At 70.3% G+C, this 13480-nt stretch carries 14 protein-coding genes; 8 read left to right on the top strand and 6 right to left on the bottom strand.

What is annotated here, in order from left to right:
- Positions 1-3: 3 nt before the first annotated feature.
- A complete protein-coding gene (locus tag RBJ65_RS26120) occupies positions 4-720 on the bottom strand; it encodes a hypothetical protein (protein ID WP_372341369.1) in 717 nt (238 codons plus the stop codon).
- Positions 713-1507 (bottom strand): carboxylesterase, encoded by a 795-nt coding sequence (locus RBJ65_RS26125; protein WP_306321313.1) that lies wholly within the window; start codon positions 1505-1507, stop codon positions 713-715. Before RBJ65_RS26125 ends, RBJ65_RS26120 begins: the two co-directional genes overlap by 8 nt.
- Positions 1508-1702: 195 nt before the next feature.
- On the opposite strand from RBJ65_RS26125, the gene RBJ65_RS26130 reads away from it, so the two are divergent.
- The 5 genes from RBJ65_RS26130 to RBJ65_RS26150 all read left to right on the top strand — a co-directional run bounded on the left by RBJ65_RS26130 (position 1703) and on the right by RBJ65_RS26150 (position 6670).
- On the top strand, positions 1703-2473 hold the full coding sequence (locus RBJ65_RS26130) for a 1-acyl-sn-glycerol-3-phosphate acyltransferase (RefSeq protein WP_306321381.1): 771 nt from the start codon (positions 1703-1705) through the stop codon (positions 2471-2473).
- A 53-nt stretch (positions 2474-2526) separates the two neighbouring features.
- On the top strand, positions 2527-3786 hold the full coding sequence (gene macS / locus RBJ65_RS26135) for a MacS family sensor histidine kinase (protein ID WP_306321312.1): 1260 nt from the start codon (positions 2527-2529) through the stop codon (positions 3784-3786).
- Between the two features lie 129 nt (positions 3787-3915).
- Positions 3916-4566, top strand: a complete 651-nt coding sequence (locus RBJ65_RS26140) for a response regulator transcription factor (protein WP_306321380.1) — start codon at positions 3916-3918, stop codon at positions 4564-4566.
- Positions 4567-4619: 53 nt separating this feature from the next.
- Positions 4620-5648 carry a 6-phosphofructokinase gene (locus RBJ65_RS26145; protein WP_306321311.1) on the top strand — a complete coding sequence of 343 codons (1029 nt, stop codon included), beginning with the start codon at positions 4620-4622 and terminating at the stop codon, positions 5646-5648.
- Between the two features lie 17 nt (positions 5649-5665).
- Entirely contained in the window at positions 5666-6670 is a 1005-nt protein-coding gene (locus tag RBJ65_RS26150) for a 2-hydroxyacid dehydrogenase (RefSeq protein WP_306321310.1), read from the top strand.
- Here the strand turns inward: RBJ65_RS26150 and RBJ65_RS26155 are convergent.
- Positions 6616-8526, bottom strand: a complete 1911-nt coding sequence (locus RBJ65_RS26155; protein WP_306321309.1) for an anthranilate synthase family protein — start codon at positions 8524-8526, stop codon at positions 6616-6618. The genes RBJ65_RS26150 and RBJ65_RS26155 overlap by 55 nt on opposite strands.
- A 302-nt stretch (positions 8527-8828) precedes the next feature.
- Between RBJ65_RS26155 and RBJ65_RS26160 the strand changes: the two genes are divergently transcribed.
- Positions 8829-10181 carry a class II 3-deoxy-7-phosphoheptulonate synthase gene (locus RBJ65_RS26160; protein ID WP_306321308.1) on the top strand — a complete coding sequence of 451 codons (1353 nt, stop codon included), beginning with the start codon at positions 8829-8831 and terminating at the stop codon, positions 10179-10181.
- Positions 10182-10339: 158 nt separating this feature from the next.
- Entirely contained in the window at positions 10340-10612 is a 273-nt protein-coding gene (locus RBJ65_RS26165) for a bacterioferritin-associated ferredoxin (protein ID WP_306321307.1), read from the top strand.
- Here RBJ65_RS26165 and bfr read toward each other — a convergent pair.
- On the bottom strand, positions 10609-11088 hold the full coding sequence (gene bfr, locus RBJ65_RS26170) for a bacterioferritin (RefSeq protein WP_306321306.1): 480 nt from the start codon (positions 11086-11088) through the stop codon (positions 10609-10611). The two genes, RBJ65_RS26165 and bfr, sit on opposite strands and share 4 nt — an antisense overlap.
- A 174-nt stretch (positions 11089-11262) precedes the next feature.
- On the opposite strand from bfr, the gene RBJ65_RS26175 reads away from it, so the two are divergent.
- Positions 11263-11895: a sulfite oxidase-like oxidoreductase gene (locus RBJ65_RS26175; protein WP_306321305.1), complete on the top strand. Its 633-nt coding sequence runs from the start codon at positions 11263-11265 to the stop codon at positions 11893-11895.
- A 37-nt stretch (positions 11896-11932) separates the two neighbouring features.
- On the opposite strand, the gene RBJ65_RS26180 is transcribed toward RBJ65_RS26175, so the two are convergent.
- Together RBJ65_RS26180 and RBJ65_RS26185 are read right to left on the bottom strand one after the other, a co-directional pair.
- Positions 11933-12358: a DUF4396 domain-containing protein gene (locus RBJ65_RS26180; RefSeq protein ID WP_306321379.1), complete on the bottom strand. Its 426-nt coding sequence runs from the start codon at positions 12356-12358 to the stop codon at positions 11933-11935.
- 137 nt (positions 12359-12495) lie between these two features.
- The gene (locus tag RBJ65_RS26185; protein ID WP_306321304.1) at positions 12496-13359 is read right to left on the bottom strand and encodes a deoxyribonuclease IV; all 864 of its coding nucleotides are present in this window, start codon (positions 13357-13359) and stop codon (positions 12496-12498) included.
- Positions 13360-13480: the final 121 nt, after the last annotated feature.

The following is a 13480-nucleotide window of genomic DNA, read 5'->3' on the forward strand; positions in this document are numbered from 1 at the left end:
GCGTCAGACCACCGCGCCGCGCCCCGGGTCGTCGTCCCCGTCGTCGTCGCCCGGGGACATCCGGGCGACCAGCGTGCCGAAGCCGCCGAGGAAGCCGCCGATGCAGAGCGTCGCCAGCCACCACGTCATGTCCCAGCCGAGCAGCACCGCGAGGAGCAGCAGGACCGGGCCGCCGACGACCGCGAGCCAGGCGAACTTGGAGGTGACGTCGCCCTCCGGCAGCGGGGGCGGCTCGGGCGGGACGAAGTGGCCCTCGTCGCCGGCGTCGAAGTCGTCGTCCGAGGGTTCGGCCGGGGTGTGGTCGCGCGGGCCAGGGGTGGCGGCGACGCCGGGGGCGAAGGAGATCGAGGAGCCGAGGGGGCGGCCGGGGCGGCCGGTGGCCTGCTCCGGGTCGTCCTTCTCTGGGTCGTCCTTCTTCGGGTCGTCCTTCTTCAGGGAAGTGCCCTGGTCCGGGTCCTGCGGCCGCTTCGGCTCGTCGTTCGTCTCCGGTTCGAGCAGGGCCAGGTCCTCCACCGACTTGAACGGCTTGGTGCCCGGCGGGTCCGGGGGCTCGTCCCCGTAGCCGGCGACGATCGCGGCCCACGCCGCGTCCTCGTCGGTCGGCAGGAAGGGGTCGCGCGCGTGCCCCTCGGGCGGCTGCGTGGTCTCCTCGGTCTCGTCCTGGGCATGCGGATCCGAGCTCTCCGGCCGCTCGGATCCGCCCCGCTCCTGCTCAGTCACTGGCCGTCCCTTCCGCGCCCTCGCTGGGGATCTTGCCGACGTTGGGTGCGAGCCGGTCGAAGAACGCGTACGACTCCTCGAAGATCCGGTCCGCGTCATGGTCCAACGTCGCCACGTGGTAGCTCTGTTCCAGCAGGATCTCCGTGACGTCCGTGGACGAGACGCGGCCGAGCACGCGGGCCGAGTCGACGGGCGGCACCACATGGTCGTGCACGCTGTGCAGCACCACCAACGGCTGTGTCACCTGCGGCAGTTCGCGGTCCACGAGCTGGAAGAAGCGGCGCAGCTGGTACACCGCGTGCAGCGGCATCCGCTCGTAGCCGAGCTCCGCCACGCCCTCCTTGGCGATGTCGCTGGCGATGCCCTTCACCGAACGCACGAGGTGCCGGGTGACGGGGAGCGTGTGCGCCGCCAGGTCGTGCACCTTGTTGCCGGGGTTCACCAGGACGAGGCCCGCGATCTCGTCCCCGTGCCTGGCCGCGAGGCGCAGGGCGAGCGCGCCGCCCATCGACAGGCCGCACACGAAGACCGTGGAGCAGCGCTCCGTGAGCTCGCGCAGGGCGCGGTCCACCTCCGCGTACCAGTCCTGCCAGGAAGTGACGGCCAGGTCCTCCCAGCGGGTGCCGTGGCCGGGCAGCAGGGGGAGCGAGACGGTCAGGCCGTGCTCGGCCAGGTACTCGGCCCAGGGCCGCAGCGACTGGGGCGATCCGGTGAATCCGTGACAGAGGAGGACACCGACCTCGCCGCCGTCATGGCGGTACGGCTCGGCTCCAGGAAGGACCGGCACCTTCGGTCTCCTGTTCATCAGAAGCGGCGGGGGCTTGCGGGGGGCTTAAGGACGTGAGCATCACGGTACGCGACCGGACTGACACCGACCAGGGTCGTCGGGCCCCCGGGCGCCCCCGCGGGTTAAGGTCGGATCCTCGGACTGGTCCGGATACGAGGCGTACGAGGTCCGGGCACTAGGGAAGGCAGAGGGTTGATCTACGGCGCAATGAAGGTGGCCATCGGAGGGCCGCTGAAGCTCGGCTTCCGGCCGTGGGTGGAGGGCCTCGAGAACATTCCCGCGGAGGGGCCCGCGATCCTCGCCAGCAACCACCTCTCGTTCTCCGACTCGTTCTTCCTGCCCACGATGCTCGACCGCAAGGTCACCTTCATCGCGAAGGCCGAGTACTTCACCACCCCCGGGGTCAAGGGCAAGTTGACGGCCGCGTTCTTCAAGGGCGTCGGCCAGCTGCCCGTGGACCGCTCCGGTTCGCGCGGCGCGGGCGAGGCCGCCATCAAGAGCGGCATCGAGGTCCTGGAGCGCGGCGAGCTGTTCGGCATCTACCCGGAGGGGACGCGCTCTCCCGACGGCCGCCTCTACAGGGGCAAGCCGGGCGGCCTCGCGCGCGTGGCGCTGTCCACCGGCGCCCCCGTGATCCCCGTCGCCATGATCGACACGGAGAAGATCCAGCCGCCGGGCAAGGTGATGCCCAAGCTGATGCGCCCGGGCATCCGGATCGGCAAGCCCCTCGACTTCAGCCGCTATCACGGCATGGAGGGGGACCGTTTCGTCCTGAGGGCTGTCACCGACGAGGTGATGTACGAGATCATGAAGCTTTCCGGCCAGGAGTACGTCGACATGTACGCGACCGCCGCGAAGCGGCAGCTCGCCGAGGCGGAGAAGGCGGCGAAGGCCGAGAAGGCGGAGAAGGAAGCGGCGAAGAAGGCCGCGGAGAAGGCCTTGGAGAAGGAACGGGGCGGCTCGTAGCCGCGTCGTTCCCAGAAGTGCCCAGTAGTTGCCGAGGGCGGGGGACAGGGGACATGGGGAACACGGTGGGGCGCGAGCGGGTCGTACGGATGTCGGTCGAGCAGCCGCTGTGGCGTGCCCTCACCGGCTACCGCCTGCTGACCGCCGTCTACGCGATCGGCCTCTTCGCCTCCTCGTACGAGGTGTACGAGCGCCCGTGGGTCGGCATCGCCTACTTCGCGGTCCTCGCCGTGTGGACGCTGGCGACGCTGCCGCAGGTGTCGGGCGCCAGGCGCTGCACCAAGCGGTTCCTCACCGCCGACCTGACGATCGCCGTCGCCGGCATCCTGCTCTCGCCGGTCGCCGGGCACGAGCGGGCCGTCACCGGGGGCTCCACGCTGCCGTCGATCTGGACGGCGGGCGCGGTCCTCGCCTGGGCGCTCAAGGGCGGCTGGCGGTGGGCGGCCGGGGCGTCGCTGCTCATCGGCCTCGCCAATGTGGTCCAGCGCGGCGACATCACCCGCGGCCTCATCCACAGCGTGCTGCTCGTCTGCATCGCCTCCATAGCGATCGGCTACGTCGTCGAGGTGGCCCGCGCCTCCGAGCGCACCCTCGCCCGCGCCCTGGAGATCGAGGCGGCGACGCGCGAGCGGGAGCGGCTGGCCCGCGACATCCACGACAGCGTGCTCCAGGTCCTCGCGATGGTGCAGCGGCGCGGCACCGCGCTCGGCGGCGAGGCGGCGGAGCTCGGCCGGATGGCGGGCGAGCAGGAGGTGGCGCTGCGCACGCTGGTGGCGGGCGGCCTGGTGCCGGCCTCGCGCCGGTCCGCGGAGGAGCCCGGGGACGGCGACGCCCGCGTGCGGACCGTGACCGAGTCCGTGTCCGTGACCGACTCCGTGGCCGTGGCCCGCGCGGCGGTCGACGCGGCCGATGCCGACGGCGCGGGGCCGCTCGATCTGCGCCCCCTGCTGGCCGGGCACGCCGGTGCGCACACCACTTTCTCGGAGCCGGGCGCCCCGGTCCCGATGGCGCCCGCCGCCGCCCGCGAACTGGCCGCCGCCGTCAGCGCCGCCCTGGACAATGTGCGTCGGCACGCGGGCGCGGAGGCGAACGCGTGGATCCTCGTCGAGGACGAGCCGGACGCCGTGATCGTGACGGTGCGGGACGACGGACCCGGTATCCCGGAGGGCCGCCTCGCGCAGGCCGAGGGCGAGGGGCGGCTCGGCGTCGCCCTGTCGATCCGGGGGCGGCTGCGCGACATCGGCGGAACCGCCGAGCTGCTCTCGGTCCCCGGCCAGGGCACCGAGGTCGAACTGCGCGTACCGAAGAAGTAGTTGGTGGGCCCGGGAGGGCCACGGGGGAAGGGCAGGACTGGAGAGATGAGCGCACCGAACGAGACCGGCAACGAGACCGGGAACGAGACCGGGAACAACGCCGGGAACGAGAACGGATCGATCAAGGTCATGGTGGTCGACGACCACCCGATGTGGCGCGACGCCGTCGCCCGCGACCTCGACGCGGCCGGATTCGACGTCGTCGCCACGGCGGGCGACGGCGACCAGGCGGTGCGCCGCGCGCAGGCCGCGGGCCCCGACGTGCTCGTCCTCGACCTGAACCTGCCGGCCAAGCCCGGCGTCCAGGTCTGCAAGGAACTCGTCGGCGCCGATCCACGGCTGCGGGTCCTCGTCCTGTCCGCGAGCGGCGAGCACGCCGACGTACTGGAAGCGGTGAAGTCGGGCGCCACCGGATATCTCCTCAAGTCCGCCTCCACCGACGAGTTGATCGACGCGGTGGGGCGCACCGCCGTCGGCGACCCCGTGTTCACGCCCGGCCTCGCGGGCCTGGTCCTCGGCGAGTACCGGCGCCTGGCCTCCGATCCGGCCCCCGTCGGCGACGTCGGAGAGTCGGGCGCGGCGCCGCAGCTCACCGACCGGGAGACCGAGGTGCTGCGCCTCGTCGCCAAGGGCCTGAGCTACAAGCAGATCGCCGAACGCCTGGTCATCTCGCACCGCACCGTCCAGAACCACGTGCAGAACACCCTCGGCAAATTGCAGCTCCACAACCGCGTCGAGCTCGTCCGCTACGCGATCGAGCGAGGTCTGGACGACGACTGACCCCGCGCGGGAGAGTGGCCTCCAACCACTCGCCGTGACAAGGGAGTTACGCCATGAGGGTCGGAGTGCTGACCGGAGGCGGTGACTGCCCCGGACTGAACGCCGTCATCCGGGGCATCGTGCGCAAGGGCGTGCAGGAGTACGACTACGACTTCGTCGGGTTCCGCGACGGCTGGCGCGGGCCCCTGGAGAACGACACGGTCCCGCTCGACATCCCCTCCGTGCGCGGCATCCTGCCCCGCGGCGGCACCGTGCTCGGCTCCTCGCGCACCAACCCGCTCCAGGCGGAGAACGGCATCCGCCGAGTCAAGGAGAACCTCGCCAAGCAGGAGGTCGACGCGCTCATCGTGATCGGCGGCGAGGACACCCTCGGCGTCGCGGCCCGGCTCGCCGACGAGTACGGCATCAAGGCCGTCGGCGTACCGAAGACCATCGACAACGACCTCTCCGGCACGGACTACACCTTCGGCTTCAACACCGCCGTCGGCATCGCCACCGAGGCCATCGACCGCCTCCACACCACCGCCGAGTCCCATATGCGGGTCCTCGTCGTCGAGGTCATGGGCCGGCACGCGGGCTGGATCGCGCTGCACTCGGGCCTGGCCGGCGGGGCCAACGTCATCCTCATCCCCGAGCAGCGCTTCGACGTCGACCAGGTCTGCGCCTGGGTCACCTCCCGCTTCCGCGCCTCGTACGCCCCGATCGTGGTCGTCGCCGAGGGCGCGATGCCGCGCGACGGCGACATGGTGCTGAAGGACGAGTCCCTCGACTCCTTCGGGCACGTGCGGCTGTCCGGCGTGGGGGAGTGGCTGGCGAAACAGATCGAGAAGCGTACGGGCAAGGAGGCGCGGACCACGGTCCTCGGGCACGTCCAGCGGGGCGGCACCCCGTCGGCGTTCGACCGGTGGCTGGCGACGCGGTTCGGGCTGCACGCGATCGAGGCGGTGCGGGACGGGGACTTCGGGAAGATGGTGGCGCTGCGCGGCACGGACATCGTGCGCGTCCCGATCGCGGACGCGACGGCCCGCCTGAAGACGGTGGACCCGGCCCTCTACGAAGAAGTGGGCGTCTTCTTCGGCTGACGTCTACGCTCACCTTCATGGAGATTCTCGCTTTTGGTGTGCAATCCGATGAAAAGCCCCTTATCGAGAAGGCCTTCGAGGGGCACCACGACGTCCGCTGCCTGGACGTCTTCCTCAACGAGGACACCGCCCCGATCGCCGCCGGCTACGAGATCATCTCCACCAGCGTCAACGCGACGCTCAACCACCGCGTGCTCCAGACCCTCGCGGCCGGCGGCACGCAGCTGATCGCCCAGCGCTCCACGGGCTTCAACAACATCGACCTGGAGGTCGCCGAGCGGCTCGGCCTGACCGTGTCCCGCGTGTCGTACTACTCGCCGTACTCGGTCGCCGAGTTCGCCTGGACCCTCGCGATGGCCGTGGGCCGCCGCATCGTCCGCGCCAGCAACCGCACCCGCGACTTCGACTTCCGGCTCGACGGTCTTATGGGCCGCGACATGCGGGGCCGCACCGTCGGCGTGCTCGGCACCGGCAAGATCGGCGAGGCCTTCACCCGGATCGCGCACGGCTTCGGCATGAACCTGCTCGGCTGGGACGTCGCCGAGAACCCGAACTGCGTCGCCCTCGGCATGAAGTACGTCGACAAGGAGCAGCTGTTCGCCGAGGCCGACGTCATCAGCCTGCACGTACCGCTGCTGCCCAGCACCGAGCACATCGTCGACGCCGCGGCCCTGAAGGCGATGAAGGACGACGCGATCCTGATCAACTCCAGCCGCGGCGGCCTCATCGACACCAAGGCCCTCGTCGCCGAACTGCGCGAGGGCCGCTTCACCGGCGTCGGCCTCGACGTGTACGAGGCCGAGGCGGGCCTGTTCTTCCTCGACAAGTCGCTCGACGTCGTCGAGGACGACACCCTGGCCCGCCTCGTCACGTTCCCGAACGTCCTGGTCACGTCCCACCAGGCGTACTACACCGTGGACGCCGTCGGACAGATCATCGACACCACGGTGCGCAACGTCCTCGACTATCAGGCGGGCCGCCGCTCCGAGAACGTGCTGGTCCCCGCCGAAGCCACCAGCTGAGCGAGGAGCTCGCGTACGATCCCGGCCCCGCGCAGCGACAGCACCGACTCCGGGTGGAACTGCACGCCCGCGAAAGCGTTTGACTGCGCGCCTCCGGCACGGCGTGGCCCGCGCAGCGCGTGCACCTCGCCCGTCGCCCGGTCCCTGCTGACCTCCACGTCGTGCGCCGCCAGCTCGGCCGCCGCCGCGTCGTCGCAGGACGCCACGAAGCTGTTGTAGAACCCGACCTTCTCGGTCCGCCCGAACACCTCGACGTCGGTCTGCGCGCCCTGGTACGGCACCTCCTTGCGTACGATCTCCAGGCCCAGCTCCGCCGCGATCAGCTCGTGACCCAGGCAGACGCCGAGCACGCCGTGCCGGTGCGTGCGGATCACGTCGGCGGTCAGCGAGCGCAGGAAGCGCATCTTCGGGTCGGTCAGGTCGGACGGGTTGCCGGGGCCGGGGCCGAGGACGACCGGGCCCTCGTGCGCGAGCACCGCCTCCCGCAGCCCCTCCTCGTCGTAGCGCCGCACCGTCACGTCGAGCCCCGTCGAGCGCAGCACGTGCGCCAGCATCGCGGTGAACGTGTCCTCGCCGTCGACGACGAGCGCGTGCCCCGACAGCTCGCCCGTGCGCTCCTGCATCCGCAGCCAGAACGGCGCGAGCGCCGAACGCCGCCCGTCGAGCGCCGCCCGCACCCGCGGGTCGTCGGCGAGCGCGGGCCGCGCGTTCTCCTCGCGCGGGCGGGCGGGACGTACGCCGAGCGCCGCAAGGACACCCGCCGCCTTCGCGTGCGTCTCCTGGACCTCGCTCGCCGGGTCCGAGCCGCGCACGAGGGTCGCGCCGACCGGGACGCGCAGCCGACCGGCGGCGTCGATGTCGGCGGTGCGGATCAGAATGGGCGAGTCGAGCGTCTGCGCCCCTCCCGCGTCCCGGCCGACGAGCGCGAGCGCGCCCGCGTAGTAGCCGCGCCCGCCGACCTCGTGCCGCTCGATGACCCGGCAGGCGTTCTGCACGGGCGATCCGGTGACGGTGGCCGCGAACATCGTCTCCTTGAGGACGTCGCGCACGTCGAGCGTCGACTTGCCGCGCAGCTCGTACTCGGTGTGCGCGAGGTGCGCCATCTCCTTCAGGCGCGGGCCGACGACGACGCCGCCCATGTCGCCGACGGTGCACATCATCTTGAGCTCCTCGTCGACGACCATCGACAGCTCCTCGATCTCCTTGCCGTCGGCGAGGAAGTCGAGCAGATCGTCCGGCGTCGGCCCGGCGGCCGGGTAGCGGTACGTGCCGCTGATCGGGTTCATGACGACGGTGCCGCCCGACATCCGCACATGCACCTCGGGACTCGCCCCCACCAGCGTCCGCGCCCCCGTGTGCACGACAAACGTCCAGTACGCGCCCCGCTCCCCGTCAAGGAGCCGCCGGAAGAGCGCGAGGGCGTCGCGCCGCCCGAATCCCGCGATCTCACCCTCGTACGTCCTGCGGATCACGAAGTTGGCGCCCTCGCCCTGCCCGATCTCCTCGCGCAGAACCCGGCCGACGATGCCCGCGTACGTGTCGTCGTCGACGTCGAAGCCGCCGTCGCGGACGTCCACGGAGTGCGTGGGCAGCTGGTCGAGGGCGTCCGCGAGCGGGATCTCGTACGACTCCTCGGGGACGAGGACCGTGAGCGGGGTGCCGTCGTCGCGGACGTCGAAGCCGCGTTCCCTGATCTGCCGGAACGGGACGAGGGCGAGCCCCTCGGGGATGTCCGCGAGGCGTTCGTAGTCGGCGACGCCGCCGATCAGGACCTCGACCGTGTCGTGTGCACGGCCGGGCGTGCGTCGTCGCAGCAGGGCGAAGGGGCGGTCGTCGGCGAGCAGGGTGTCCAGCATGGGGAGTGTTCCTTCCAGTGACTTCGGGAGTCGTCGACTTCGGGAGTCGTTTCGGGAGGAACAGCCGGTGTCGGTGTCGGAAAACACTGAAGGCCGCCCCTCGGGCGGCCTTCGCGGTTTCGGATACGCGCAGTCAGTGGGCCGCCGGATGTGCGGTCCACCACCAGGTGCGGTGCAGAAGTTGCGCGAACATGGGCGTCACCGTACCCGATGCCCGCGCGGTCCGGCTCGGATGTATTGCGTCCGTCTCAAAAGATGAGCGGGGGAATGGACCGGCGACACGACCCCGTAATGTTTACGAGGTGACCGTGAACGCTAAGACCAGCGCGAGCGCTGGCAACACCTGGCGAAACCTGCCCGCGGCGCAGCAGCCCGAGTACCCCGATGCCGAGGCTCTGCGCGATGTGATCGCGGACCTCGAGTCGTATCCGCCGCTCGTCTTCGCAGGCGAGTGCGATCAGCTGCGCAACCGCTTGGCCGCCGTCGCCAAGGGAGAGGCGTTCCTGCTCCAGGGCGGCGACTGCGCCGAGGCCTTCGACGCCGTCTCCGCAGATCACATCCGGAACAAGCTGAAGACCCTGCTCCAGATGGGCGCCGTGCTGACGTACGCCGCCTCGGTGCCGGTGGTGAAGGTCGGCCGGATCGCCGGCCAGTACTCGAAGCCGCGCTCCAAGGGCACCGAGACCCGCGACGGCGTGACCCTGCCGACGTACCGCGGCGACTCCGTGAACGGCTTCGAGTTCACCGAGGAGGCCCGCGTCCCGGACCCGCAGCGGCTGAAGCAGATGTACCACGCGTCCGCTTCGACGCTGAACCTCGTGCGCGCCTTCACCACGGGCGGCTACGCGGACCTGCGCCAGGTGCACGCCTGGAACCAGGACTTCGTGAAGTCGTCCCCGTCCGGCCAGCGCTACGAGAAGCTCGCCCGCGAGATCGACAACGCGCTGAACTTCATGCGCGCCTGCGGCACCGACCCGGCCGAGTTCCAGACGGTCGAGTTCTACGCCTCCCACGAGGCGCTGCTCCTCGACTACGAGTCGGCGCTCACCCGGGTGGACTCGCGTACGAACCATCTGTACGACGTCTCGGGCCACATGGTGTGGATCGGTGAGCGCACGCGTCAGCTCGACCACGCGCACATCGAGTTCGCCTCGAAGATCCACAATCCGATCGGGATCAAGCTCGGCCCGACGACGACGGCCGAGGACGCGCTGCAGTACATCGAGCGCCTCGACCCCGACCGCGAGCCGGGCCGCCTGACTTTCATCGTCCGCATGGGCGCCGACAAGGTCCGCGACAAGCTGCCCGAGCTGGTGGAGAAGGTCACGGCGTCCGGCGCGCAGGTCGCCTGGATCACCGACCCGATGCACGGCAACACGTACGAGGCGGCCTCCGGCCACAAGACGCGCCGCTTCGACGACGTGCTGGACGAGGTCAAGGGCTTCTTCGAGGTCCACAAGGCGCTCGGCACGCACCCGGGCGGCATCCACGTGGAGCTCACCGGTGACGACGTCACCGAGTGCGTGGGCGGCGGCGACGAGATCTTCGTCGACGATCTGCACCAGCGCTACGAGACGGCCTGCGACCCGCGCCTGAACCGCAGCCAGTCCCTTGACCTGGCGTTCCTGGTGGCGGAGATGTACCGCGACCAGTGAGCCCGGTCGACTGTAGGTAGCGCCGTGGGGCGCGGATCACAGAGATCCGCGCCCCACGGCACTTTTGTGCAACCGACCCGGCGGGTAAGGTTAGGTTAGCCTCACCGATCAATCGGGACGGCGCCACTTATCGATCCCGATTCACGCTTGCCGGGGAGGTGACCCGCGTGTTCGTCTGCAACTGCTTCGGTGTCACTGAGGCGCAGGTCAAGAAGCACGCGGAGGACGGTGCCTGCACCCCCCGCCAGATAGCCTCGGCCTGCAAGGCCGGCACGGACTGCGGTTCGTGCGTGCGCCGCATCCAGGCGCTGCTCGGCCGGGGCGCGTGCCCGCGCAGGGAACTGGTCGAGCAGGGTGAGACGGTCGCGGCCCTCGCGCCGGAACCGGCGTCGGCGGAGCTGCCGCAAACGGTACTTCCGAAGGTCGCCTAGCTCTCCGGCTGCTCGATGAGCTGCGCGATGTAGAGCGACTCCCCGAGCTTCTCCACCAGCTCGAGCTGCGTGTCCAGATAGTCGATGTGGTGCTCCTCGTCCTCGAGGATCGACTCGAAGATGTTCGCGGACGTGATGTCGCCCTTGCCGCGCATCACCTCGATGCCCCGCTTCAGACGGTCGATCGCCTCGACCTCGATCTGCCGGTCCGCCTGGAACATCTCGGTGACCGTCTGGCCCACCCGTACATGGAAGAGCCGCTGGTAGTTCGGCAGTCCGTCCAGGAACAGGATCCGGTCGGTCAGCACCTCCGCGTGCTTCATCTCGTCGAACGACTCGGAGCGCGTGTACTTCGCGAGCTTCGTCCAGCCGAAGTTGTCCTGCATCTTCGCGTGCAGGAAGTACTGGTTGATCGCCGTGAGCTCGGCAGTCAGCTGCTCGTTGAGAAACTCGATGACCTCGGGGTCGCCCTGCATCGCAGAGGCTCCTTCCAAGCGGTTACTGGGCAGGTTTCGCGCATCCTTGCATCGGGCCGAGATCGCGTCCAGTAAGTGCCTCCTTAGTAGGAGTTGCCCTAATCAGCGCCCGTGCGGGCCCGCGCGGGGTGGCCGTGGTCACGTCCACTGCTCCAGGTCTGTCAGGATGGAGGCATGGGTCATCCGGTGGGTCGCGAGTCTGAGGGAGCAGTGCAGCCGGAGCTTCCACCGGGGCAGCGGCTGCAGCGCGGCTGGCCCGTCACGCACTACGGCCCGGTGCCCAAGTTCCGGCCCGAGCGCTGGGAGTTCAGGGTCTTCGGCGCGACCGCCGACGGTGACAAGCACTGCTGGAACCACGAGGAGTTCTCGGCGCTGCCGTACGGGACCGTCCTCGGTGACCTGCACTGCGTCACGAAGTTCAGCATGCTCGGCGCCGAATGGGGCGGCGTGCGCGCCGCCACGATCCTGGAGCTCGCCCCGCCCGCCCCCGACGTCACCCATGTGATGGTGTGGGCCGAGTACGGATTCTCGTCCAACCTCCGGCTTGACGACTTCGCCTCCGACCGGGCCATCTTCGCCACCCACAAGGACGGCGAACTGCTCACCGCGGAGCACGGCTTCCCGCTGCGTCTCGTGGTGCCGCACCTGTACGCCTGGAAAGGGCCGAAGTGGGTGCGCGGCGTCGAGTACATGACGGCGGACCGGCGCGGGTTCTGGGAGGAGCGCGGGTACCACAACGTGGGCGACCCGTGGCGTGAGCAGCGGTACTCGTACCAGGAGGAGCCCGGGGAGGGCCCCGAGCTCTGACCCTCCCGGACCTCCCTGGCCTCCCGGATTCCCGGGGTCAGTGGTGGTGGTACTGGTGCACCACCGCGTGGCCCTTGCCGCGGCCGATCATCCAGCGGTTGACCGGGGTCGTCACCACGAAGGCGAGCGCGAGAGAGGCGGCGAGCGCGCCCCAGAACAGGGCGTCGTCGAGGTGGGCGTCCATGGCGTTCGGCCACAGGGCGATGACGCCGTTGTCGATCAGCTCCATGACCGCGATGGACAGGGTGTCCGCGGCGAGCGCGACGCGGAAGGCCGTCCTGAAGTCGACGCCGGCGCGCAGCACGCCGCGCAGGGTGAGCGAGTAGCCGAAGACGAAGGCGAGCGCGATCGCCAGCACCATCGTCGGTACGTTGCCCCAGCCGAGCGCGGTGCCGATCATCATGCCGAGGATCTCGCCGATGGCGCAGCCGGTGAGGCAGTGCAGGGTGGCCTGGGCGGCCATGGACCAGGTGACGTGCGCGTGGTGGTGTTGCTCTTGGTGTTGCTCTTGCTCTTGCTGTTGCACGGTTCCCCCAGCGGTAGCGATGGGCGCTGACTCCAGGGGAACCGCATACCCCCATGGGGTATTCCTGTCGTTCCTCAAATACGCAGCTTCTTGAGGCGCGCCACGTCCGCCGCGTGCCCCTCCTTGCCGCCGGGCGTCTCGATGACCAGGGGTACGTTCTCGGTGGCGGGGTGGGACATCAGCTCGCGGAACGGGTCCTCGCCGATGTGGCCGGAGCCGATGTTCTCGTGCCGGTCCTTGTGGGCGCCCACGACGTCCTTCGAGTCGTTGGCGTGGATCAGCTTGAGGCGGCCCTCGCCGACCGTGTCGACGAGCAGGTCGAGGGTCTGCTTCATGCCGGCCGGGCCCGTGAGGTCGTGGCCCGCCGCGAAGATGTGGCAGGTGTCGAGGCAGACGCCCAGCTTGGGGTGGTGGTCGAGGGCGTCGAAGTACGGGCCGAAGTCCCAGGTGCGCGAGCACAGCGAGGCGCCCTGGCCCGCGGTCGACTCCAGGAGCAGGAACGGGTCGTCGTCGTGCGTCAGCTCGTCGAGCAGCGGCAGCATCCGCTCCCTGACCTGCGCGAGCGCCACCTCCCGCGCCCGGCCACCGGTCGCGGACCCGGTGTGCACGACCACGCCGAGCGCGCCGATCGCACGGGCCCGGCGCAGCGAGTGGCGCAGCGAGTCCACGGACTTGTCGACGGTCGCCTCGGTGTGCGAACCGAAGTTGATCAGGTACGGGGCGTGGACGTACGCCGGAATGTTCTCGGCCGCGCACCGCGCACGGAAGTCCTCGTCCTGCTGGGGATTCCCGGGCGGAGTGGCCCAGCCGCGCGGGTTGGCCACGAACACCTGGACGGTCTCGGCGTCGAGCTCACGCGCGTACGAAAGCCCGACGGAGGCGAGCCCGCCGGCCACGGGCACGTGCCCACCGATCGGATTACGGATGCTGCTGTTCACGCACCAAGGGTGTCATGCACACAAGCCGCCGAACCAAGCCCCTGCGGCGTAAATCGAGCCCCTGCGGCGATTGAGCAGCGGAGTCCGGGGCAGCGCCCCGCGGCCGTACCCCCGGCGCCGG

Origin of the sequence: Streptomyces sp. KL109B (assembly GCF_030766935.1) — a bacterium.
Taxonomy (GTDB): domain Bacteria; phylum Actinomycetota; class Actinomycetes; order Streptomycetales; family Streptomycetaceae; genus Streptomyces.

Bases quoted from the DNA above. Each gene is read 5' to 3' on its own strand.
- macS (WP_306321312.1), top strand. From the start codon at position 2,527: ATGGGGAACACGGTGGGGCGCGAGCGGGTCGTACGGATGTCGGTCGAG.
- RBJ65_RS26140 (WP_306321380.1), top strand. From the start codon at position 3,916: ATGGTGGTCGACGACCACCCGATGTGGCGCGACGCCGTCGCCCGCGAC.
- RBJ65_RS26145 (WP_306321311.1), top strand. From the start codon at position 4,620: ATGAGGGTCGGAGTGCTGACCGGAGGCGGTGACTGCCCCGGACTGAAC.
- RBJ65_RS26150 (WP_306321310.1), top strand. From the start codon at position 5,666: ATGGAGATTCTCGCTTTTGGTGTGCAATCCGATGAAAAGCCCCTTATC.
- RBJ65_RS26155 (WP_306321309.1), bottom strand. From the start codon at position 8,526: ATGCTGGACACCCTGCTCGCCGACGACCGCCCCTTCGCCCTGCTGCGA.
- bfr (WP_306321306.1), bottom strand. From the start codon at position 11,088: ATGCAGGGCGACCCCGAGGTCATCGAGTTTCTCAACGAGCAGCTGACT.
- RBJ65_RS26175 (WP_306321305.1), top strand. From the start codon at position 11,263: ATGGGTCATCCGGTGGGTCGCGAGTCTGAGGGAGCAGTGCAGCCGGAG.
- RBJ65_RS26180 (WP_306321379.1), bottom strand. From the start codon at position 12,358: ATGGCCGCCCAGGCCACCCTGCACTGCCTCACCGGCTGCGCCATCGGC.